This window comes from Kaistia sp. 32K (assembly GCF_016629525.1).
Taxonomy (GTDB): Bacteria; Pseudomonadota; Alphaproteobacteria; order Rhizobiales; family Kaistiaceae; genus Kaistia.
Window position 1 is genome coordinate 2,451,396 of sequence record NZ_AP024269.1, and the last position, 17,971, is coordinate 2,469,366.

At 66.4% G+C, this 17,971-nt stretch carries 20 protein-coding genes and 4 tRNA genes; 15 read left to right on the plus strand and 9 right to left on the minus strand.

Annotated elements, in window-relative coordinates; genetic code table 11:
- Positions 1-16 precede the first annotated feature (16 nt).
- A complete protein-coding gene (locus tag K32_RS11075; RefSeq protein WP_201404059.1) occupies positions 17-631 on the plus strand; it encodes an OmpA family protein in 615 nt (204 codons plus the stop codon).
- Positions 632-786: 155 nt separating this feature from the next.
- Positions 787-2,079 carry an NAD(P)/FAD-dependent oxidoreductase gene (locus K32_RS11080; protein WP_201404060.1) on the plus strand — a complete coding sequence of 431 codons (1,293 nt, stop codon included), beginning with the start codon at positions 787-789 and terminating at the stop codon, positions 2,077-2,079.
- An 80-nt stretch (positions 2,080-2,159) separates the two neighbouring features.
- Here the strand turns inward: K32_RS11080 and K32_RS11085 are convergent.
- The 5 genes from K32_RS11085 to K32_RS11105 all read right to left on the minus strand — a co-directional run bounded on the left by K32_RS11085 (position 2,160) and on the right by K32_RS11105 (position 3,939).
- Positions 2,160-2,236, minus strand: a tRNA-Arg gene (locus K32_RS11085).
- A gap of 129 nt (positions 2,237-2,365) precedes the next feature.
- Positions 2,366-2,671 (minus strand): ETC complex I subunit, encoded by a 306-nt coding sequence (locus K32_RS11090; protein ID WP_201404061.1) that lies wholly within the window; start codon positions 2,669-2,671, stop codon positions 2,366-2,368.
- Positions 2,672-2,709: 38 nt separating this feature from the next.
- Positions 2,710-2,786: transfer RNA gene (locus K32_RS11095), tRNA-Pro, on the minus strand.
- Positions 2,787-2,887: 101 nt separating this feature from the next.
- A complete protein-coding gene (locus K32_RS11100) occupies positions 2,888-3,355 on the minus strand; it encodes a DUF192 domain-containing protein (protein WP_201404062.1) in 468 nt (155 codons plus the stop codon).
- Positions 3,356-3,360: 5 nt separating this feature from the next.
- On the minus strand, positions 3,361-3,939 hold the full coding sequence (locus tag K32_RS11105; protein ID WP_244669938.1) for a cold-shock protein: 579 nt from the start codon (positions 3,937-3,939) through the stop codon (positions 3,361-3,363).
- A gap of 293 nt (positions 3,940-4,232) precedes the next feature.
- Here K32_RS11105 and K32_RS11110 point away from each other — a divergent pair, with 293 nt between their 5' ends.
- From K32_RS11110 to K32_RS11140, 7 genes are all read left to right on the plus strand, one after another.
- Positions 4,233-4,649, plus strand: a complete 417-nt coding sequence (locus tag K32_RS11110) for a VOC family protein (RefSeq protein ID WP_201404063.1) — start codon at positions 4,233-4,235, stop codon at positions 4,647-4,649.
- A gap of 116 nt (positions 4,650-4,765) precedes the next feature.
- Positions 4,766-4,840: transfer RNA gene (locus K32_RS11115), tRNA-Glu, on the plus strand.
- 76 nt (positions 4,841-4,916) lie between these two features.
- Positions 4,917-4,991 (plus strand) — tRNA-Glu (locus tag K32_RS11120).
- A gap of 199 nt (positions 4,992-5,190) precedes the next feature.
- The gene (locus K32_RS11125) at positions 5,191-6,735 is read left to right on the plus strand and encodes an ATP-binding protein (protein ID WP_201404064.1); all 1,545 of its coding nucleotides are present in this window, start codon (positions 5,191-5,193) and stop codon (positions 6,733-6,735) included.
- 144 nt (positions 6,736-6,879) lie between these two features.
- The gene (locus K32_RS11130) at positions 6,880-7,428 is read left to right on the plus strand and encodes a hypothetical protein (protein ID WP_201404065.1); all 549 of its coding nucleotides are present in this window, start codon (positions 6,880-6,882) and stop codon (positions 7,426-7,428) included.
- Between the two features lie 54 nt (positions 7,429-7,482).
- Complete coding sequence (locus tag K32_RS11135; RefSeq protein WP_201404066.1) at positions 7,483-8,127, plus strand: L,D-transpeptidase; 645 nt, start codon at positions 7,483-7,485, stop codon at positions 8,125-8,127.
- A gap of 62 nt (positions 8,128-8,189) precedes the next feature.
- The gene (locus K32_RS11140; protein WP_371813011.1) at positions 8,190-9,224 is read left to right on the plus strand and encodes an amino acid ABC transporter substrate-binding protein; all 1,035 of its coding nucleotides are present in this window, start codon (positions 8,190-8,192) and stop codon (positions 9,222-9,224) included.
- A 143-nt stretch (positions 9,225-9,367) separates the two neighbouring features.
- Here the strand turns inward: K32_RS11140 and K32_RS11145 are convergent, their stop codons facing one another.
- From K32_RS11145 to K32_RS11155, 3 genes are all read right to left on the minus strand, one after another.
- Positions 9,368-9,652 carry a GIY-YIG nuclease family protein gene (locus K32_RS11145; RefSeq protein ID WP_201404067.1) on the minus strand — a complete coding sequence of 95 codons (285 nt, stop codon included), beginning with the start codon at positions 9,650-9,652 and terminating at the stop codon, positions 9,368-9,370.
- Positions 9,653-9,929: 277 nt separating this feature from the next.
- Positions 9,930-10,484 carry a 2,4'-dihydroxyacetophenone dioxygenase family protein gene (locus K32_RS11150; RefSeq protein ID WP_201404068.1) on the minus strand — a complete coding sequence of 185 codons (555 nt, stop codon included), beginning with the start codon at positions 10,482-10,484 and terminating at the stop codon, positions 9,930-9,932.
- Positions 10,485-10,499: 15 nt separating this feature from the next.
- Positions 10,500-11,201, minus strand: a complete 702-nt coding sequence (locus K32_RS11155; protein WP_201404069.1) for an SDR family NAD(P)-dependent oxidoreductase — start codon at positions 11,199-11,201, stop codon at positions 10,500-10,502.
- A 139-nt stretch (positions 11,202-11,340) separates the two neighbouring features.
- On the opposite strand from K32_RS11155, the gene K32_RS11160 reads away from it, so the two are divergent.
- The 4 genes from K32_RS11160 to K32_RS11175 all read left to right on the plus strand — a co-directional run bounded on the left by K32_RS11160 (position 11,341) and on the right by K32_RS11175 (position 15,797).
- The gene (locus K32_RS11160) at positions 11,341-12,063 is read left to right on the plus strand and encodes a GntR family transcriptional regulator (protein WP_201404070.1); all 723 of its coding nucleotides are present in this window, start codon (positions 11,341-11,343) and stop codon (positions 12,061-12,063) included.
- A 32-nt stretch (positions 12,064-12,095) separates the two neighbouring features.
- A complete protein-coding gene (locus K32_RS11165) occupies positions 12,096-12,965 on the plus strand; it encodes an NAD(P)-dependent oxidoreductase (RefSeq protein ID WP_201404071.1) in 870 nt (289 codons plus the stop codon).
- Between the two features lie 273 nt (positions 12,966-13,238).
- On the plus strand, positions 13,239-14,501 hold the full coding sequence (locus K32_RS11170) for a Glu/Leu/Phe/Val dehydrogenase (protein ID WP_201404463.1): 1,263 nt from the start codon (positions 13,239-13,241) through the stop codon (positions 14,499-14,501).
- A gap of 207 nt (positions 14,502-14,708) precedes the next feature.
- Positions 14,709-15,797: a hypothetical protein gene (locus K32_RS11175; protein ID WP_201404072.1), complete on the plus strand. Its 1,089-nt coding sequence runs from the start codon at positions 14,709-14,711 to the stop codon at positions 15,795-15,797.
- A gap of 19 nt (positions 15,798-15,816) precedes the next feature.
- Here the strand turns inward: K32_RS11175 and K32_RS11180 are convergent, their stop codons facing one another.
- A complete protein-coding gene (locus tag K32_RS11180; protein WP_201404073.1) occupies positions 15,817-16,887 on the minus strand; it encodes an FUSC family protein in 1,071 nt (356 codons plus the stop codon).
- Positions 16,888-17,056: 169 nt separating this feature from the next.
- On the opposite strand from K32_RS11180, the gene K32_RS11185 reads away from it, so the two are divergent.
- Together K32_RS11185 and K32_RS11190 are read left to right on the plus strand one after the other, a co-directional pair.
- The gene (locus K32_RS11185; protein ID WP_201404074.1) at positions 17,057-17,578 is read left to right on the plus strand and encodes a DedA family protein; all 522 of its coding nucleotides are present in this window, start codon (positions 17,057-17,059) and stop codon (positions 17,576-17,578) included.
- Positions 17,579-17,695: 117 nt separating this feature from the next.
- Positions 17,696-17,971, plus strand: coding sequence for a hypothetical protein (locus K32_RS11190; RefSeq protein ID WP_201404075.1), 276 nt, complete (start codon positions 17,696-17,698; stop codon positions 17,969-17,971).

Sequence of the window (17,971 nt, forward strand, 5' to 3'; positions counted from 1 at the left end):
GTCGAAAAACATCCGTATGACATCCCGCCTCCCGTCCGGCTCGCGCGGCCTCGCCCTGGCCGCCGCCCTCCTGCTCGCGGGCGCGAGCGGAGGCCCCGCCGTCGCGCAGACGGCGCTGAGCGGCACCGAAATCGTCAACACCATGAACAGCGCCGCCCGCGCGGCGCCTCCCGGCCTGTCCGCGGCGCTGATCCGTCAGGCCGTGCAGCAGCACATGATCGACAATCCGGGCACGCCGATCACCTGGAAGCCCCTGGAACTGCTCGACAATCTCGCCCAGGTCAACGTCCAGATCCAGTTCGCGCTGAACTCGGCGATCATCCGGCCGGAATCCTATGCGACGATCGGCTCGATCGCCGATGCGCTGCACCATCCGGTGCTCGGCGGCTACAAGTTCGTCGTGACCGGCAACACCGACACGACCGGCAACCGCAAGGACAATCTGGCGCTGAGCCAGGCGCGCGCCGACGCCGTCGTCGAGGCGCTGACGACGACCTACCACGTCGACCCCGCCCGCGTCGAAGCCGTCGGCCTCGGCCAGGAATCGCTGCAGGACGTCAAGAACCCGAAGAACCCGATCAACCGCCGGGTCCAGCTCATCAACATCGGCAAATACCTTCCGGGGAAGTAGAGCCACGACCTGGCGGCAGGCACCGCCAACAGGATGGGGAGCGACGCGCGACCGGCGCGCCGCTCCTCCAAAGCCGGGAATACTCAAGAGCTGCCGGACATTTGGCTTCCCACGAGATAGATTGAGGCTATGGCGAAGCGGTTGGGCACCATCGAATGCCAAATCCTCGAACAGTAATCATCGGCGGCGGGTTTGCCGGACTGAGCTGTGCGAAGGCCCTGGGCGGCGCGCCCACCGACGTAACCCTGATCGATCAGCGCAACTATCATCTGTTTCAGCCGCTGCTCTACCAGGCGGCCACGGCTCTGCTCAGTCCGTCCGAGATCGCGTGGCCGATCCGGACGCTGCTTCGCCGCTACAAGAACATCCAGACTCTGCTCGGCACGGTCGTGGGTGTCGACCGCGCTGCGCGCGTCGTCCATCTCGAGGGACGGCAATCTGTGCCGTTCGATTATCTCGTCGTCGCGACCGGGGCCAGGCACGCCTATTTCGGCCATGACGATTGGGAAGCGTTCGCGCCGGGTCTGAAGAATCTCGATGACGCTACCGACATACGTCGCAAGATATTGCTCGCCTTCGAGCAGGCTGAGTTCGAACCGGACCCCGCCAAACGCGCAGCCCTCCTGACCTTCGTCATCATCGGCGGAGGGCCGACGGGCGTCGAGCTCGCCGGCATGATTGCAGAGCTGACGCGAAGGACCTTGCCCGGAGAGTTCCGGGCCTTTTCGCCTCAGTCTGCCCGGGTGATCCTGGTGGAGGCCAACGCAAGAATCCTGACGACTTTCACCGAGCCTCTCTCGGACTTTGCCGTGCGATCGCTGGCCGACATGGGCGTCGAAGTGCTGGCCGGGAAAGCGGTTACCCATATCGATGCAAAGGGCGTCGTGGTGGGTGACGAGCCGATTGAAGCGGCAACCGTACTATGGGCTGCCGGAGTGCAGGCCTCGCCGGCTGCGCTTTGGCTGCATGCGGCTTCGGACCGCGCCGGCCGGGTGATCGTCGGTCCCGACTTGAGCATCGAAGCGGGCATCTGGGTCATCGGAGACACGGCGGCCGCGCAGAGCGAAGGAAAACCTGTGCCGGGCCTCGCTCCGGCGGCAAAGCAGCAGGGAAAGTACGTGGCTGCCGAGATCCGAAGAAGGCTCCGAGGCGACGCGAAGCCGTCCGCGCCATTCCGCTATCGGAACCAGGGCAATCTCGCCACTGTAAGCCGCAAGGCAGCCATCGCTGAATTCCCCCATTTGCGTCTCAAGGGATGGATTGCGTGGTGGCTCTGGGGAATCGCGCACATTTTCTTCTTGATCGGAGCACGCAACCGGCTGGCCGTAGCCCTCAACTGGCTTTGGGCCCATGCCACGGGCGGCCGGGGCGCGAGACTGATTACGCGCCACGACGAGCACGGCCGTTCAGATCAAGACGACCTACGCCCCTCGCACCGCCGCCACTAAAAGGGAATGCTTGAGGCCCGGCTCAGGCCTACCGAGAATTCGGAATGACGCCGGAATTCAATCTAACCTGTTGAAATGATTGGCGACCCCGGCTGGGCTCGAACCAGCGACCTGCCGCTTAGAAGGCGGCTGCTCTATCCAGCTGAGCTACGGGGCCGAATTGGCGCATTGCCGCGCCGCGGTCGTTCCGACCGCTGGAGCATCGTTGCCTAGCACCGATACTCCAGCTCTTCATTCCGTCGCGCGATCCTAGCGCGAACCGGCATCCGCTTCGCGCGAACGCGGTCTAGTGCGTCCAGGCCTGGGCTCGGCCGAACTTGAAGTTGTCCGAGTACGAGATCTTCTTGCGCGTGTCGTCCTGCGCGGTGAAGAGCTGGTAGGGAATGCCGTTCTTCTCGGCGTAGGCGATCGCCTCTTCCTGCGTGTCGAACGACAGCTTGATCTGGCGCTTCATGTCGACCGTGGAGGTGTAGCCCATCAGCGGCTCGACCGAGACCGGAACTTCCGGCTCATAGGTCAGCATCCAACGCTCGGTCTTCGCCTTGCCCGACTGCATCGCATTGCGTGCCGGCCTGAAGATACGCGCAACCATCGTTGGATCGCCTCCATCAAAATACGGGTCGCTTCGAATGGTCGGGGCAGTAAGATTCGAACTTACGACCCTCTGGTCCCAAACCAGATGCGCTACCAGGCTGCGCTATGCCCCGACTTTCACGACAAGGGTGGATTACACGTTCGGCCCAGGCTCTTCAAGGCATGCCGGGGCGACAAATTGGAGCCTCAACAAGCCAGATGCCGCGATCAGCGGTCAGCGCGCCGGAATGGCGAAATGATCGCCGGGACGAAGGCCGATGCGATCCGCGCTGCCGCCGACGAGTTCGAGCACATAGCGAACCGGTGCGCCGCCGGGGATCAGGGCCTCGGAGAAGGGCGTCGTCCGCTTCTCGATTCGCGAGGTGGTGCCGTCAGCCTTGATGAAGATCATGTCGAGCGACAGCGGCGTGTTCTTCATCCAGAAATAGACGGGCTCCTCGTCGCCGAAATCGAACAGCATGCCGTGGCCTTCCGGAAGGGTCTTCCGCCCCATCAGGCCGCGCTCGCGCTCGCTCGGCGTCGAGGCCCATTCGATGGTCAGCGGATGCCGGCCGGTCGCGGTGGTCACCTCGATGCGCGACGGTTCCCTGGCATGGCCGGCAACGACGGAAAGCGCCAATCCGACGATCAGCGCTACGCACCAGGTGACGAGGAAGCCGGAACGGGGTTGGCGCGTCGACACGGCGGTCAGTGCGACGACGGCCCGGTCGAGACGCCATCGGGGCGGATCTCGGCGGCCATCAGGCCCTTGTCGCCATCGCCGAAGCGGACGAGGACGGTCTGGCCCGGACGCAGCTCGGTCAGGCCATAGCGGCGCAGCGTCTCCATGTGGACGAAGATATCCTCCGTCCCCTCGCCGCGCGTGACGAAGCCGTAGCCCTTGACGCGATTGAACCACTTGACGACGCAGCGCTCGAGCCCGCTGGTCGGCACGATGACCTGGTGGGTGCGCGGCGGCCCGGCCTGGGCCGGATGGATAGCCGTCGAATCATCCATGGAGATGACGCGGAAGGCCTGCAGGCCGCGCTGGCCCTTGGTGACCTCGCAAACGATACGGGAGCCTTCGTAAGCGGTCTGGAAACCATCACGCCGAAGGCAGGTCACATGCAAAAGGATATCCGGCGAACCATCGTCCGGCAGGATGAAGCCATAGCCCTTCGACGCGTCGAACCACTTGATCGAGCCGACTACCTCGACCAGATCCAGCCCGCCCTCGTCCTCCCGCCCCGTGGCGGAAGACGGTTCAGCGCTGTTCTTGGAACCCATATCGCCGGCCCCCGATAGGCCCTTTCAGGCCGAATACACACATGGTCGACCGCATGGCACCGCCATTGAAGCGCACCCGCCGCCGATTCCCTTAACAAAGAATAACATCGGAAGTGGCGTAGACCAGTGGCATCCGGGCCACAACCGGGGATTTCCGTCCTTGGGATGCCGCTGGTGGCCGGGTTCCTGTTTGAAGGCACTGCCGTTATGGTGGCGGTGCAATTCGTCGGCGCGGGCGCGACCCGCGGCCTCCGGCAGCCGACAATGCCAATCCGGAAAAAGGATGCCGCCCCATGAAGTACCTTCACACCATGGTCCGCGTGACCGACGTCGACAAGTCGATCGCGTTCTACAAGGAGCTCGGCCTCAATGAGGTTCGTCGCATCGACAATGAGAAGGGCCGCTACACGCTCTATTTCCTCGCAGCCCCCGGCGACGAGGACGCCCAGGTCGAGCTGACCTTCAACTGGGATCCCGAAGTTTACGGCGAGGGCCGCAATTTCGGCCACCTCGCCTATCGCGTCGACGACATCTACGCCCTTTGCGACAAGCTGCAGAAGGCCGGCATCACCATCAACCGTCCGCCGCGCGACGGCCACATGGCCTTCATCCGCTCGCCCGACAACATCTCGGTCGAGCTGATCCAGGCCGGCGATCCGCTGCCGCCGCAGGAGCCCTGGGCTTCGATGCCGAACACCGGCAAGTGGTAGAACCGAGCAATTCCGTGCCGTCTCAGCGATGAGACGGCACTCTATCCACAGGCGGGATGGAGGATGCTCAGGCGGTCTTGTCACTCCGGGGGTTGGCCCCTATAAACCGCCTCGCCGCGCCCTTCGTCTATCGGTCAGGACGCCACCCTTTCACGGTGGAGAGAGGGGTTCGATTCCCCTAGGGCGCGCCAATCCCCTTTGACCGAACTCCGACATTATTGCCGGAGCTTGTCACTTCGGGGGTTACCGCCTATAAACCGCCGCGCTGCGCCCTTCGTCTATCGGTCAGGACGCCACCCTTTCACGGTGGAGAGAGGGGTTCGATTCCCCTAGGGCGCGCCACCCCCTTTGACCGAGTTTCGCGACGAGCCCGGCCGGCAGAGCCGCCGGGCCGTATGGTTTTTGCGTAACCGGGCCGATGGCCCGCCCTCCGGATGGATCTCCTGTGGAGTTCCGGCGGAGCGTCCCGACGCCCAGCCTGCCCGTGCTAGGGTCCGGCCCAGCGTGCGGGACGAAGCGTGCAAAGGCGAAGTGGAGCACTATGAAAGCTGGAATCGAACTCGGGACCAACCAGACGGGTCAGCCGGCCCTTCTCGACCTCGAGGAACTGCTTTCGACGCGCCTTCTCGTGCAGGGCAATTCCGGCTCCGGCAAATCCCACCTGCTGCGGCGGCTGCTCGAGCAGAGCGCCGGCATGGTGCAGCAGGCGATCATCGATCCCGAGGGTGATTTCGTCTCGTTCTCCGAGCGCTTCGGCCACACCGTCGTCGACGCCGAGCGCAGCCCGAGCGAATTGCAGCGGATCGCGCTGCGCATCCGCCAGCACCGCGCCTCCGTCGTGCTCAATCTGGAAGGCCTCGACGCCGAGGAGCAGATGCGCTGCGCCGCCGCCTTCCTGAACGGCCTCTTCGATGCCGATCGCAGCGTCTGGTATCCGATGCTGATCACGGTCGACGAGGCGCAGATCTTCGCGCCTGCCGTAGCCGGCGAAGTATCCGACGAGGCACGTCGCCTGTCGCTCGGCGCCATGACCAATCTGATGTGCCGCGGCCGCAAGCGCGGACTGGCCGGCATCGTCGCGACGCAGCGTCTCGCCAAGCTGGCCAAGAACGTCGCCGCCGAGGCCTCGAACTTCCTGATGGGCCGCACCTTCCTCGATATCGACATGGCGCGCGCCGCCGATCTTCTCGGCATGGACCGCCGCCAGGCGGAAGGTTTCCGCGATCTCGATCCCGGCCAGTTCGTCGCGCTCGGACCGGCGCTGTCGCGCAAGCCCATTCCCGTCCGCATCGGCGCCGTCGACACGGCCGGCCGCAGCGGCCGCCCCGTGCTGATGCCGCTGCCGGAAGTGCCGCAGGCGGAGATGCAGGACCTGATCTTCGTCGGCGGCGAGGACGACCTGCTGCCGATGCCGACGCCGAGCGTTTCTCGCGCCCGCGGCACAGCCGAGCTGCTGCGCGACATCGAGACATCCGGCCCGCTCGACAGCGCGGCGGCGGAAGTCGAGACCGACACCCGCACGGAAGCCGAAAAGCAGGAAGTGCTCGACAGCGTCTATGCCGAGATCATGTCGGATCCGGAAACGGCCTTCCGCCCGGCGCCGCTGATCTACCAGGACTTCCTGTTCCACTGCCGGATCAAGAAGCTCGGCACCTATGGCCAGGACATGCCGAGCTTCCGCAAGCGCCTGGCGCTGGCACGCGCCGGCGTCGCCTCCGACAGGGGCGACGAAGCCTGGGAGCAGGTCCTGACCGTGGCGGAGAGCCTGCCGGAAGAGATGCAGGGCGTGTTCCTGCTGCTCGCCCGCGCCGCCCGCGAGGAAGCGCCCTGCCCGACCGACGAGGCGCTGGCCAATGCCTATGGCAGCCGGTCGCCGTCGCGCGGCCGCTGGCTCCTCACCTACATGTCCGAGCACGGCCACATCCGCAACGAGGTCGATTTCCGCGGCAGCCGGATCGTGACGATCGCCGGCGTCAACTGGCGCACCCTGCCCGGCGCGCCGAAGGCGGGACCGATCAAGAAGGTCGACCCGCTCCGGCGGGCGCCGATGATGCCCATTCCGCCGACCGGGCATATCGCTGAGTAAGCACTCGCCACACATGTGGCGAACAGTTGCATTTTTCGCCGCACCGCCGCCATGATGCTGACCAGAATCGCGTGCTGCCTTAGCGTGAACACGCTGCAGCATCGAGGTGGAACGCTCCGCCTCGTGGTCGCGGAAGGGGGAAAGATGCAACAAGCCGCTACGTCATCGGTGGGAGGAACTCCGATCGGAGCGCCCAACCGTCGCACTGCCGCCCTGCTGGCCGGCGCCGCCGCGCTTCTGTCGATCGCCGGTTGTGCCTCGGTCACGGAGCGCGCGGGACCGTCCGTCGGCCCTGCCCCGTCCGTCGCCATCACGACGGAGGATCTGATCGGCAACTGGGGCCTCGGTTCGTTCCGCCAGGAGGCCGACCTGCCGCGCACCATCACCGAGGCGCGCCGCTATTGCAGCAATCCCTATGTCATCACGCGCGGTCCCAACAACGGCGTGATGATGTATCTGGCCGATCAGCCGAAGCCGAGCGAGCTGGTGCTGAAGACGGCCAGCGGCCGCGTCTATCTCGGCCCGCCCGGCCCGGCCGGAACGCCGAAGGACCGGCAGATCACCTCGTTCCAGGATGGCGTCCTGATCGCCCCCTGGGTCGATCCCAGCGTCACGGCGCGCTACGGCACCATGGTGTTCGTGCGTTGCGGGCAATCGGCGCCCGCCCCCGCCCCGACGGCTGCCGCCGGCTGAGTTCGGCCCGGCCGAGGCCGGGTCATTCCCTGTCAGTCCCAATCCGAGGTTACGATGCGAACCATCACGGCCAGACTGCTCCACCAGATCTTCAAGCGCCCCCTGTCGATCGCGCTCATCGGCTGCACCGCCGCGCTCGGCCTATCGGCGACCCTTCCGGCCCAGGCCGCCCCGACGCGCGACGTGCTGCAGATCCCCGAACAGCCGGGCCTCGTGCCCTCGGCGCAGGATTCACTGCTGCCGCCGGAATTCCGGCCGCAGCCGGTCTATTTCCGCACCAACGAGAAGCCCGGGACGATCATCATCAACACGGATGAGCGCTTCCTCTATCTCGTCCAGCCCGACAGCCGCGCCATCCGCTACGGCGTCGGCGTCGGCCGCGACGGCTTCCAGTGGTCGGGCCTGCTCAAGATCTCGCGCAAGGCGGAATGGCCGGACTGGCGGCCGCCGGCGGAGATGATCCAGCGCCAGCCCTATCTGCCGCGCTTCATGGCCGGCGGCGAGGGCAACCCGATGGGCGCCCGCGCGCTCTATCTCGGCGACACGATCTACCGCATCCACGGCACCAACCAGCCGCAGACGATCGGCCATGCCCTGTCCTCGGGCTGCTTCCGCATGGTGAACAATGACGTCATCGACCTGTTCGACCGGGTTCCGGTCGGCACCAAGGTCATCGTTCGCCAGCAGGCGAAGCTCTGACGTGAAATGCCGGGCCGTCCCGTCCGGGGCGGCTTCCATGATTGATCAACGGGAAGGCGACCATGGTGTTTCCTGCGAAGGTTCTTTCTGGCCGCGTGGCGGCGATGGCTCTCGCCGTCACCCTCGGCTCGGCCGCCGCCGCTGAGGCCGGCACGCTCGACACGGTGAAGCAGCGCGGCAATCTGATCTGCGGCGTCAGCCAGGGCCTGCTCGGCTTCTCCAACGCGGGAGAGGACGGCAAGTGGAGCGGCTTTGACGTTGATTTCTGCCGCGCCGTCGCCACCGCGATCTTCAAGGATCCGGAAAAGGTCACCTATGTGCCGCTCTCCGCCGCAGAGCGCTTCGACGCGCTGAAGGACGGCAAGGTCGACCTCCTGTCGCGCAACTCGACCTGGACCATGTCGCGCGAGACGGACCTGCCGCTCGCCTTCGCCGGCGTCACCTATTATGATGGCCAGGGCTTCATGGTGAAGCGCGACAGCGGCAAGGTCTCGGCGCTGGAGCTGGACGGCTCGACCGTCTGCGTCCAGAGCGGCACCACCAGCGAGCAGAATTTCGTCGACTACTTCAACGCCAACACGATGAAATTCACGACGATCGCCGCCGGCAGCCCCGAGCAATCGCTCGACAACTACAAGTCCGGCAAGTGCACCGTGATCACCACGGACGTGTCGCAGCTCTACTCCGAGCGCGCGAGCCTTCCGGACGCCGCCGACAACATCATCCTGCCGGATGTCATCTCCAAGGAGCCGCTCGGCCCGGTCGTCCGCCAGGACGATCCGAAATGGCGCGCCCTCGTCAGCTGGGTCCACAACGCCATGCTGAACGCCGAGGAGCTGGGCGTCTCGTCCGAGCGCGTCGACGAGGCCAAGGCCTCGAAGAAGCCGGACGTCATGCGCCTCGTCGGCACCGACGGCGCCTTCGGCGAAAAGCTCGGCCTCTCGAACGACTGGGCCATCGAGATCGTCAAGACGGTCGGCAATTACGGCGAGGTCTACGAGCGCAATCTCGGCGTCGGCTCCAAGCTCGGCATCCCGCGCGGCCTGAACCAGCTCTGGTCGCTCGGCGGCATCCAATACGCCCCGCCGATCCGGTAGGGGGGTTGCTTCAACGAAAAGGCCGGCATCGAGAGGTGCCGGCCTTTTTTATTTTTGGGATGCGCGGCTACCCTTCCGACCTCGCCGAACCCTCCCTCCCCAACATGCTGAGGAGGCCCGCAGGGCCGTCTCGAAGCACGCACTCACCTTCGCTTGGCAAGTTCGCGTATCGCCGCCCAATCGCCACGGATCAGGGCTTCCTTTTTGGCGCGCGACCAGCCCTTGATCTGATGCTCCGCCGCATAGGCGTCGGTGAGGCGATCAAACTCTTCGGACCAGACGAGCTCCACCGGCCGCCTCGAATAGGTGTAGCCGCGATAGGCTCCCGATTGATGCTCCAGCAGCCGCCGCTCTCGGTCTTCAGCCGAAGTCGAGCCGACATAGTAGCTGCCGTCCGCACATCGGAGCATATAGACGGCCGCCGTCATGGTGCGCTCTGGAGCCTCCTTCGAGGCCCGGCTTCGCCGGGCACCTCAGGATGTTGGTAGAGGGTGGCACATGTAAACCAATTGCACCGTCCTCAATACTCCATCCCGCCTGCGAGTCCCTCTCCGTCGTCATCCCGCGAAGCGCGACCCGGGATCCATTTCAGCCGCCGGCGGCAGGTGGTTGGATGGATCCCTGCTTCCGCAGGGATGACGGTGGAGGGTGTCACGCCGACATGGCTCGACCCTTGCGCGCTGACTTCGCCGCCTCCATCCACCCTCACCGGATGAACTGGTCGATATACCCCTCGCCCAGGCCGATATCGGTGTAGTGCTTGCGGCAGAGGTCGATCTTGGTGAAGACGTCCTCGTAGCCCTGCACGGCGCCGTCGGGATCGACATAGATCATGGCGCCATTCACCTGGAACAGCGTGATCATCTCGGTCACATGCGGCTCGACGACCAGCGTGTGCGTCTCGCCGGGCGCCTCGTAGACGTAGGAGCCCTCCTCCGCCGTCCAGTCGTGCTCGAGATAGTGCCAGCTGCCCTTCAGCACCCAGCCATGCACCGGCTGCGGATGGCGGTGGCGTGACAGCACGCCGGATTTCCGAACCCGCAGCAGGTTCATCCAGTAGCCGCGGCTCGCCGACAGGCAGAGCGGGCGGAACCAGACATTCTCCTGCTGCGGCACCCAGAGACGCTCATCCGTGGGGATCGCGTTCGGGATGACGATCTCGGGGAAGGATTCCTTCGGCTGCGGATGCCGATACGGGATGCGCTTCTGGTCGGCGTCGGTCTCGAGGCCGGAATGGTTGACCGTGGTGTTGTCGCTCATGGTCCCTCTTTCATCTCAAACCGAGGCATAGCCGCCATCGACGGGAACGACGCTTCCCGTCATGAAGCGCGCCGCATCGGAACACAGGAAGGCGACGACGTCGCCGATGTCGCGCGGCTCGCCCCAGCGTTTCATCGGCGTGCGGCCAAGAATGCCGGCCGAACGGACGGGATCCTCGAAAATGCCGCGCGTCACCTCGGTAGCGATCCAGCCGGGCGCGACCGCGTTGACGCGGATACCCTCCTCCGCCCAGGCGACCCCGAGCGCCTTGGTCAGCTGCGCCACGCCGCCCTTGGAGGCCGTATAGGCCGGCACCAGCGGGCCGCCGAAATAGGAGAGCATCGACGCCGTGTTGACGATCGCGCCGCCCTGCCTTGCGAGCAACGGCCGCGCGCCGACGCACATCCGCATCGTGCCAGTCAGATTGACGTCGATCACCTTCTGGAACACGGCCATATCGTATTCCTGCCCCCGGAAGAGCACGCCGGCGCAGTTTACCAGCGCGTCGAGCCTGTCGAGGCGGGCGATCGCAGCATTGGCCGAGGCCTGGTCGGTGACGTCGAGCACGATGGCCGAAAGGCCGTCGCGGGGCGGCACGGCGGCGACTTCCGCCTCGCTCAGGCCGGTGACGGTGACGGCGTAGCCGGCGGCGAGCAGCGCTTCGGCGACGCCAAAGCCGATGCCGCGCGCCCCGCCGGTGACGAGAGCCTGTTTCAAGATGCCGATCTCCTCCCCGAGGCACCGCCGGCCGACACGGCCGGGTGGCGGATCCTGCTCCGTCCGGGCGACGTTGCGTTGATTGGTAAAATTTCACATGTTACATGTCAACCGAGGTTTCCATCGGATGCAGGCCAGCTTGACCCAGGACGATTCCAGCCCCCAACGCGCCCAGACGGCCGGCTTCGAGCCGCTGAAGCACGCCGATCTGGCCGAGCAGACCTATGCGGCGATCCGCCGGCGCATCCTGCGGCGCGAGCTGGAGACGGGCCAGCAGATCCCGATCGATATCGTCGCGGCCGAGCTCGGCGTCAGCCGCACGCCGGTCCTCGACGCGCTGAAGCGGCTGGCGTCGGAGGGGCTGGTCGAGATCCGGGCGCGGCGCGGCTGCTATGTCCGGGCACTCACGACCGACGACATCCGCGAGATCTTCGAGGTGCGCGAGGCGATCGAGCTCTATGGCGTCCGCGCGGCGATCCGCGACGGCCGGCACGGCGCGCTCGCCGATGTGCTGAGCGCCGCCTGCGTGGCGATGGAGGCGGCGACGGAGGGCGACATCTATGTCGACTACGACCGCTTCACCGAATGGGATCGCGCCTTCCACCGCGCCATCGTGACCGCGAGCGCCAATCGCCGGCTGGAGGAGATCTACGGCAATCTGCATGTGCATCTGCACATCATGCGCGTGCACTATTTCCGCGAGCTCGAGGCGGCGATCCGCATCAAGAGGGATCATCGCGCCATCCTCGACGCCATCCGGGCCGGCGATCTCGCCGCGGCGCAGGCCGCCGTCTCGGCGCACATCTTCGTCACGCGCGACCGCATCATCGCCAATCTCGCCCGCGACGGCGGCCGGATGTGACCGCGCCTCGCCCTGAAAACGGACAGTCGACCATGCGCATTGCCATTACCGGCGGCAACGGAAACCTCGCCCGCAAGCTGATCGCCGGCCTGGGAGCCGAGCCCTGGTGCGAGGCGATCGTCGCGCTCGACCGCCGCTTCGATCCGATCGATGCGCCGGAACACGCCACGGTCGCCTGTGTCGAGGCCGATCTCCGCCAGCCTGACGACCGCCGATGGCTGGATGCCGTCGCCTCCGTCGACGCCGTCATCCACCTCGCCGCGCAGAACCCGTTTCCGGAGGCCGACTGGACCGATTCCGCCCTCTCCTTCGACATGACCGCTCTGCTCTTCCAGGCGGCCGCGCAGTCCGGCGTCCGGCGCTTCGTCTTCGCCACCTCGAACCATGTCATGGGCGGCTACAAGGATACCGACATCGCCGTCACGCCCGGCTCGCTCACCGAGGACCTGCCGCCGCTGCCGGGGACGCGCTGGCGCAACGACGCCGGCAGCAGCGACAGCACGCCCTATGCGGTTGCGAAGCTGATGGGGGAGCGGCTCTGCTGCAGCCTCGCCACGCGGGACGGCCTGACGACGGTGGCGCTGCGGATCGGCTGGTGCCAGCCGGGCGACAACCACCCCTCCAGCATCTCTGCCTCCGGCACCCCGCACAGCCGGCTCGACAATCTGGACGCCGCCGCCCGGCGCGATCTCGCCTGGTTCCGCGGCATGTGGCTGTCGAACCGCGACCTCGTCGCCATCTTCGCCGCCGCGCTCCGCGCCGATGCCGCCGGCTGGCCCGCCCCCGGCATCGTCGTCAACGCGGTATCCGGCAACCGCGACATGGCCTGGAGCCTCGCCCGCGCCCGCGACCTCCTCGGCTACGTGCCGAAGGACGACATGGCGCGCGAACTGGGCCTCTAGCCCGCCCCAGGCATCCCCTGCGTAACGGAGTCGGATCAGCGGCCTTAGCAATAGGGTCGCGCCGACGCCGCATGCCTGAGCGCTCCCCTGGCGGGATCCGCCCGCATCTTCAGCAATCTGTTTGTCGATTGAGCACGAAAAGGTGCAAAAATTGGGCAGCCGCGCAACAAAATGCGTCAGAAATGTTGCCCTATTCGGGCAGAGCAGTCATAACGCGGGCGATAACCCATGCGGGGAAATACCATGACTCTTAATAACCGGAGCGAGGCAAGGATGTCCGACGTCACCATGCTCGACCAGGCCCTGACGCGCCTTGACGAAGCAGCTGCTCATCTGAATCTGGATGGCGACGTCCTCGAGAAGCTCAAATATCCGCGCGAGACCACCAAGGTGCGGCTGATGATCCGCATGGACGACGGCTCGCGGAAGTCCTTCATGGCCTGGCGCTGCCGCTATGACGATACGCGCGGCCCGACCAAGGGCGGCATCCGCTTCCATCCGGAATCGACCATCGAGGAAGTCGAGACGCTCGCCTTCTGGATGACGATGAAGTGCGCCGTCATGAACCTGCCCTATGGCGGCGGCAAGGGCGCGGTCCGCGTCGACCCGCATTCGCTGTCAAAGGCAGAGCTGGAGCGCCTGTCGCGCGCCTACATGCAGGCCTTCTCGAAGATCGTCGGCCCGGACCGCGATATCCCGGCTCCAGACGTCTACACCAACTCGATGATCATGGGCTGGATGGCGGACGAATACGCCTCCATCGTCGGCCAGTCGACGCCGGCCGTCATCACCGGCAAGCCGATCTCGCTCGGCGGTTCGCTCGGCCGTGACGACGCCACCGCGCGTGGCGGCTACTACCTGGTCCGCAACCTCGCTTCGGAACTGGGCCTGACGCCCGGCGCCCGCGTCGCGATCCAGGGCTTCGGCAATGCCGGCCAGCACATCGCCAGCCTCCTCGGCGCCGATGGCTACAAGATCGTCGCCGTCTCGGACTCGAAGGGCGCGATCCACAATGACGCCGGCCTCGACGTCGCCAAGCTGCTCGCTTCCAAGAAGACCGGCTCGGTGCTGCAGCTGGTCGGCCAGGACGGCATCAAGGCCATCGACGCCGACGCGATCACCTCGGTCGACTGCGAGATCCTGGTGCCGGCAGCGCTTGAGGACCTGATCCACAAGGACAACGCCGCCGACATCAAGGCGCGCGTCATCCTGGAGCTCGCCAACGGCCCGATCACCCCGGAAGCCGACGTGATCCTGGCTGAGAAGAACGTCGTGGTCCTGCCCGACATTCTCGCGAATGCCGGCGGCGTCACCGTCTCCTACTTCGAGTGGGTCCAGAACCGCCAGGGCTACTACTGGACGGCGGAAGAGGTTCGCTCGCGCCTGCAGGAGACCATGGACCGCGAAGGTCGCGCCGTCTGGGATCTCGCCCAGAAGCGCGGCATCACCATCCGCAGCGCGGCCTATGTGCACGCGCTGTCGCGCGTCGCCGGCGCCATCGAAGCGCACGGTACGCAGAAGTTCTTCACGAGCTAAGACAGTCGCGGCCTGCCGGCCGACGATCCGGAACGCTTCGCGGCGGCGGCACCTGGTGCCGCCGCCGTTTTCTTTTGTCATGCACCCCGCGTTCAGCCGCCCGGCCCGGCGATCGCACCGGCTTGACCGCCAGATATCGCCAACGTCTTCTGTCGGCATTCCTGGCAGCCGTGGCTGCGGCCGCCAGATGCCGAGGGAGGTTCCGCCATGGATGCCGTGCTCCGCGTCGTCGCGGTCGTCGCCGGACTGTTCGCCCTGTTCCTCTATTTCCGCTCGATCGTGCGCGTGTTGCTGATCAACCGCCGCGAACGCGATTTCATCGAGCGCGGCACCCGCTTCATGGCGGTGACCATCGTGCATACCATGGCCCGGTCGTCGGGGGACTATGCAAGAACGCAGCGCGCCCAGGCCTGGGTGCTGCCGTTCTTCATCTTCTTCTCGGTCATGAGCTGGTTCCTGCTCGTGCAGATCGCCTTCACCTGCATCCTCTGGGGTCTCCAGCTCGAGGCGGGCTGGGCGCCGGCCTTCAGTTCCAGCGGCTCCGCGCTCTCGACGCTCGGCTTCAAGACGCCGCCGAGCCTCTGGGGCGAATATCTGGCGATCTACGAGGCGGCGATCGGGCTCGCCGTCGTCATCCTGCTCTTCACCTTCGTGCCGAGCTATCAGGCCGCGATCCAGGTCCGCGAGCGCAAGGTCGGCTGGCTCTATGCCCGCACCGGACGCTGCCCCACCAGCTCGAGCCTGCTCGAATCCCTCCAGCGCTCTGGCCAGGTCGAGCACCACGGCGCCGTCTGGGAGGAGTGGGAAAACTGGTTCCGCGGCGTGCTCGAAACCCATTCGATCTCGCCGATCCTCGCCTATGTGCCGGCGGTCTATCGCGGCACGAGCTGGGTGGGCGCCGCCGCCGCGGTGCTCGACGCGACGTCGCTGGTCGTTTCCTGCCTCGAGGAAAAGCACACGGAATCAGCCCGCATCTGCCGCGGGACGGGCGTCGCGGCGCTGAAGCTGATCGCGATCGAGATCAACCCGCGCATTCCCGAAAACGCCTGGACCAACGCCACGGTCGATCCGAAGCTCATCGCGCGCTTCGACCAGCTCTACGACAAGCTGGGGGAGATCGGCCTGCCGACCCTGCCCGACCGCGACGCCTGCCGAAAGACGTTCGTCCAGCTCAGGGCCGAGTACGAGACGAGCGTCCGCCTGCTGGCGGAATCGACGCTGATGCCGGTCGAGGAACCCTGGATCCTGCCGCACGCCCACACCGAGGCGAACCACGCGCCACCGACGCTGGCCTGACCGGCGGGCGCCGGCTTTCTCAGGTGGCGTCGGCCATGTCGGTGACGCAGCCGGCCAGCTGCTCGATCGAATGGCGAACCTGGCCGAGCGCGAAGATCAGGTTCGAGACGTGAGCGGCCGCATGTGCCGCCTGGTCCGCCGGGACTGCCGCCTGCCCGGCCACGGCTCGCGCGGCCGTGTCGAAGCCGGCGATGGCATCGTCGAGCCCGTTCGTCGCCGGCGGCGCGACGCCGCCCGCCAGGGCGTCGCCGAGCGAAAGCAGGGCCGCGCGGACGGCCTCCGACACGGTTCCGAGCGGCGCGCTCAGCGCGTCGCTCACCGGGCTAGGCTGGATCATCGCGCGATGAAACAGGAAGATCGAGGTGCGCAGACCCCAGAGATTGTGCCGCAGCAGGAACGGATCCGCCTTGCTGCGCGAAATGTGACTGGCCTGTTCTTCCCGGACCTCGTTGGCGAGCGTCTCGATCTTCGCGAGCGAGATGTGGATGTCTTCGCCCACCGTCCGGATCGCGGCCTCGTCCGGCGCCTTGCCGGCATTCGCCACATCCAGGTCGATCAGCCCGGCCAGCAGGCCGACCGCATGCTTGCCCTCGTTCCGGAGGCTGGTGTCGGAGCGCGCCGGCGCGACGACCAGCGAGACGAAGATGCCGATGGCGCAGCCGATCAGGATCTCGCTAACGCGATGCACGGCCGAGATCAGCGCCAGGGTATGCGAAGGGGTGGCGACCAAAAGGATCGCCGCCGTCATCGGCGCGATCCGGAGGCTCGGCCGCTTCGCCGCGAGCATGGCGAGCACGCCGGTGCAGACGATCAGCGCGAACAGCGTCCATAGCGGCGTCCCCGGCGTCAGCAATGCCGCGACGAAACCGAAGGCCGCGCCCGCCAGCGTGCCGATCACGCGGTCTCCCGCCGCCTGCAGCGAGGCGCCGATGCGCGTCTGGATGATGATAATGGCCGTGATCACGGCCCAATATCCCTGCGGCAGAGCCAGCAGATAGGTGATCACGGACGCGAGCCCCGCGCCGACGGCGGTGCGCAGGCCGGACTTCCAGGTGTCGGTATCGGGGATCATCCCGGCGGGAAATCGCATGCCGCCTCCGCGCAAATCGAAGCCATTCGTTTCGTCAACTTGGCCATGTCGACACGGACTGTCACGCGAAAAGGTCCGTCATCCACGGCGAGGTATTTCCTCTGGTCGCCTGTCAGCACGACTGTCAAAGTGCCGCGAACGCAACGATGAATCGGAAGTCGACTCGCACATGCACTGGATGCAGGACGGTCTCGCGCTGATCCAACCCTATATCGCCGCCTATGGCAGCTTCGCGATATTCCTGATCATCTATTTCGAGGCCCTCGGCGCGCCGTTGCCGGGCGAGAGCGCGCTGGTCGCCGTCGCCGCGCTGGCGACGCGGGGCGACATCAACCTGACGCATGCGCTGATCGCCGCCTTCTGCGGCGCCGTGCTCGGCGACAGCACCGGCTACGCCATTGGCCATTTCGGCGGGCGTCCGCTGCTGCTGCGCTATGGCAGCTACGTCAAGCTGACGCCCGAGCGCCTGACCAAGCTCGAAGCGCTCTTCCGCGCGCGCGGCATGTGGATCGTCATGGGCGCGCGCTTCGTTGCCATCCTGCGGCAGCTGAACGGCCTCGTCGCCGGCGCCGTCGCCATGCCGTGGCCCCACTTCCTGATCGCCAATACCATCGGCGCCGCCGCCTGGGTGCTGGTATGGGGCGTCGGCCCCTATGTCGCCGTCGACTGGTTCAAGGCGATCCTGCACTAGGATCTCTCACGCGATGCGGACGCCGGAGTGAAGAAGGCGCGCTCCGGCCCAGGCTCCATGCTATCGTGACGCTACGGAATCCTCGTTTGTGTCACGCCGAAAGCCGGAGCCGGTTCGATGAAGTCTGTCCAGATCGCCGCCGCCACGCTGCTCCCGACGCTCGTGCTGGTCCCGACGCTCGCCAGCGCGGCGATGCTGGAGCGGCAGGCCGGCCGGGTCATCCGCGCCGCCGGCCATTGGTGCGACCGGGTCAGCAACCTCGCCGTCAACAACAAGGTCTCGACCCCGGCGCGCCGCGTCGTCCGCGTCACCTGCGACGACGGCACGCGCTACGTCCAGTACGACCTCGTGCTCACGCCGGACAACAAGGTCCGCTCGATCGAGAAGCAATAG

What these genes read in the sequence shown, in the direction of transcription:
- K32_RS11165 (WP_201404071.1), top strand. Translation starts at nt 12,096, where the DNA reads ATGCGCATTGCCATTACCGGCGGCAACGGAAACCTCGCCCGCAAGCTG.
- K32_RS11075 (WP_201404059.1), top strand. Translation starts at nt 17, where the DNA reads ATGACATCCCGCCTCCCGTCCGGCTCGCGCGGCCTCGCCCTGGCCGCC.
- K32_RS11175 (WP_201404072.1), top strand. Translation starts at nt 14,709, where the DNA reads ATGGATGCCGTGCTCCGCGTCGTCGCGGTCGTCGCCGGACTGTTCGCC.
- K32_RS11190 (WP_201404075.1), top strand. Translation starts at nt 17,696, where the DNA reads ATGAAGTCTGTCCAGATCGCCGCCGCCACGCTGCTCCCGACGCTCGTG.
- K32_RS11125 (WP_201404064.1), top strand. Translation starts at nt 5,191, where the DNA reads ATGAAAGCTGGAATCGAACTCGGGACCAACCAGACGGGTCAGCCGGCC.
- K32_RS11140 (WP_371813011.1), top strand. Translation starts at nt 8,190, where the DNA reads ATGGTGTTTCCTGCGAAGGTTCTTTCTGGCCGCGTGGCGGCGATGGCT.
- K32_RS11135 (WP_201404066.1), top strand. Translation starts at nt 7,483, where the DNA reads ATGCGAACCATCACGGCCAGACTGCTCCACCAGATCTTCAAGCGCCCC.
- K32_RS11185 (WP_201404074.1), top strand. Translation starts at nt 17,057, where the DNA reads ATGCACTGGATGCAGGACGGTCTCGCGCTGATCCAACCCTATATCGCC.
- K32_RS11170 (WP_201404463.1), top strand. Translation starts at nt 13,239, where the DNA reads ATGTCCGACGTCACCATGCTCGACCAGGCCCTGACGCGCCTTGACGAA.
- K32_RS11180 (WP_201404073.1), bottom strand. Translation starts at nt 16,887, where the DNA reads ATGCGATTTCCCGCCGGGATGATCCCCGATACCGACACCTGGAAGTCC.
- K32_RS11110 (WP_201404063.1), top strand. Translation starts at nt 4,233, where the DNA reads ATGAAGTACCTTCACACCATGGTCCGCGTGACCGACGTCGACAAGTCG.
- K32_RS11105 (WP_244669938.1), bottom strand. Translation starts at nt 3,939, where the DNA reads ATGGGTTCCAAGAACAGCGCTGAACCGTCTTCCGCCACGGGGCGGGAG.
- K32_RS11145 (WP_201404067.1), bottom strand. Translation starts at nt 9,652, where the DNA reads ATGACGGCGGCCGTCTATATGCTCCGATGTGCGGACGGCAGCTACTAT.
- K32_RS11130 (WP_201404065.1), top strand. Translation starts at nt 6,880, where the DNA reads ATGCAACAAGCCGCTACGTCATCGGTGGGAGGAACTCCGATCGGAGCG.
- K32_RS11090 (WP_201404061.1), bottom strand. Translation starts at nt 2,671, where the DNA reads ATGGTTGCGCGTATCTTCAGGCCGGCACGCAATGCGATGCAGTCGGGC.
- K32_RS11150 (WP_201404068.1), bottom strand. Translation starts at nt 10,484, where the DNA reads ATGAGCGACAACACCACGGTCAACCATTCCGGCCTCGAGACCGACGCC.
- K32_RS11080 (WP_201404060.1), top strand. Translation starts at nt 787, where the DNA reads ATGCCAAATCCTCGAACAGTAATCATCGGCGGCGGGTTTGCCGGACTG.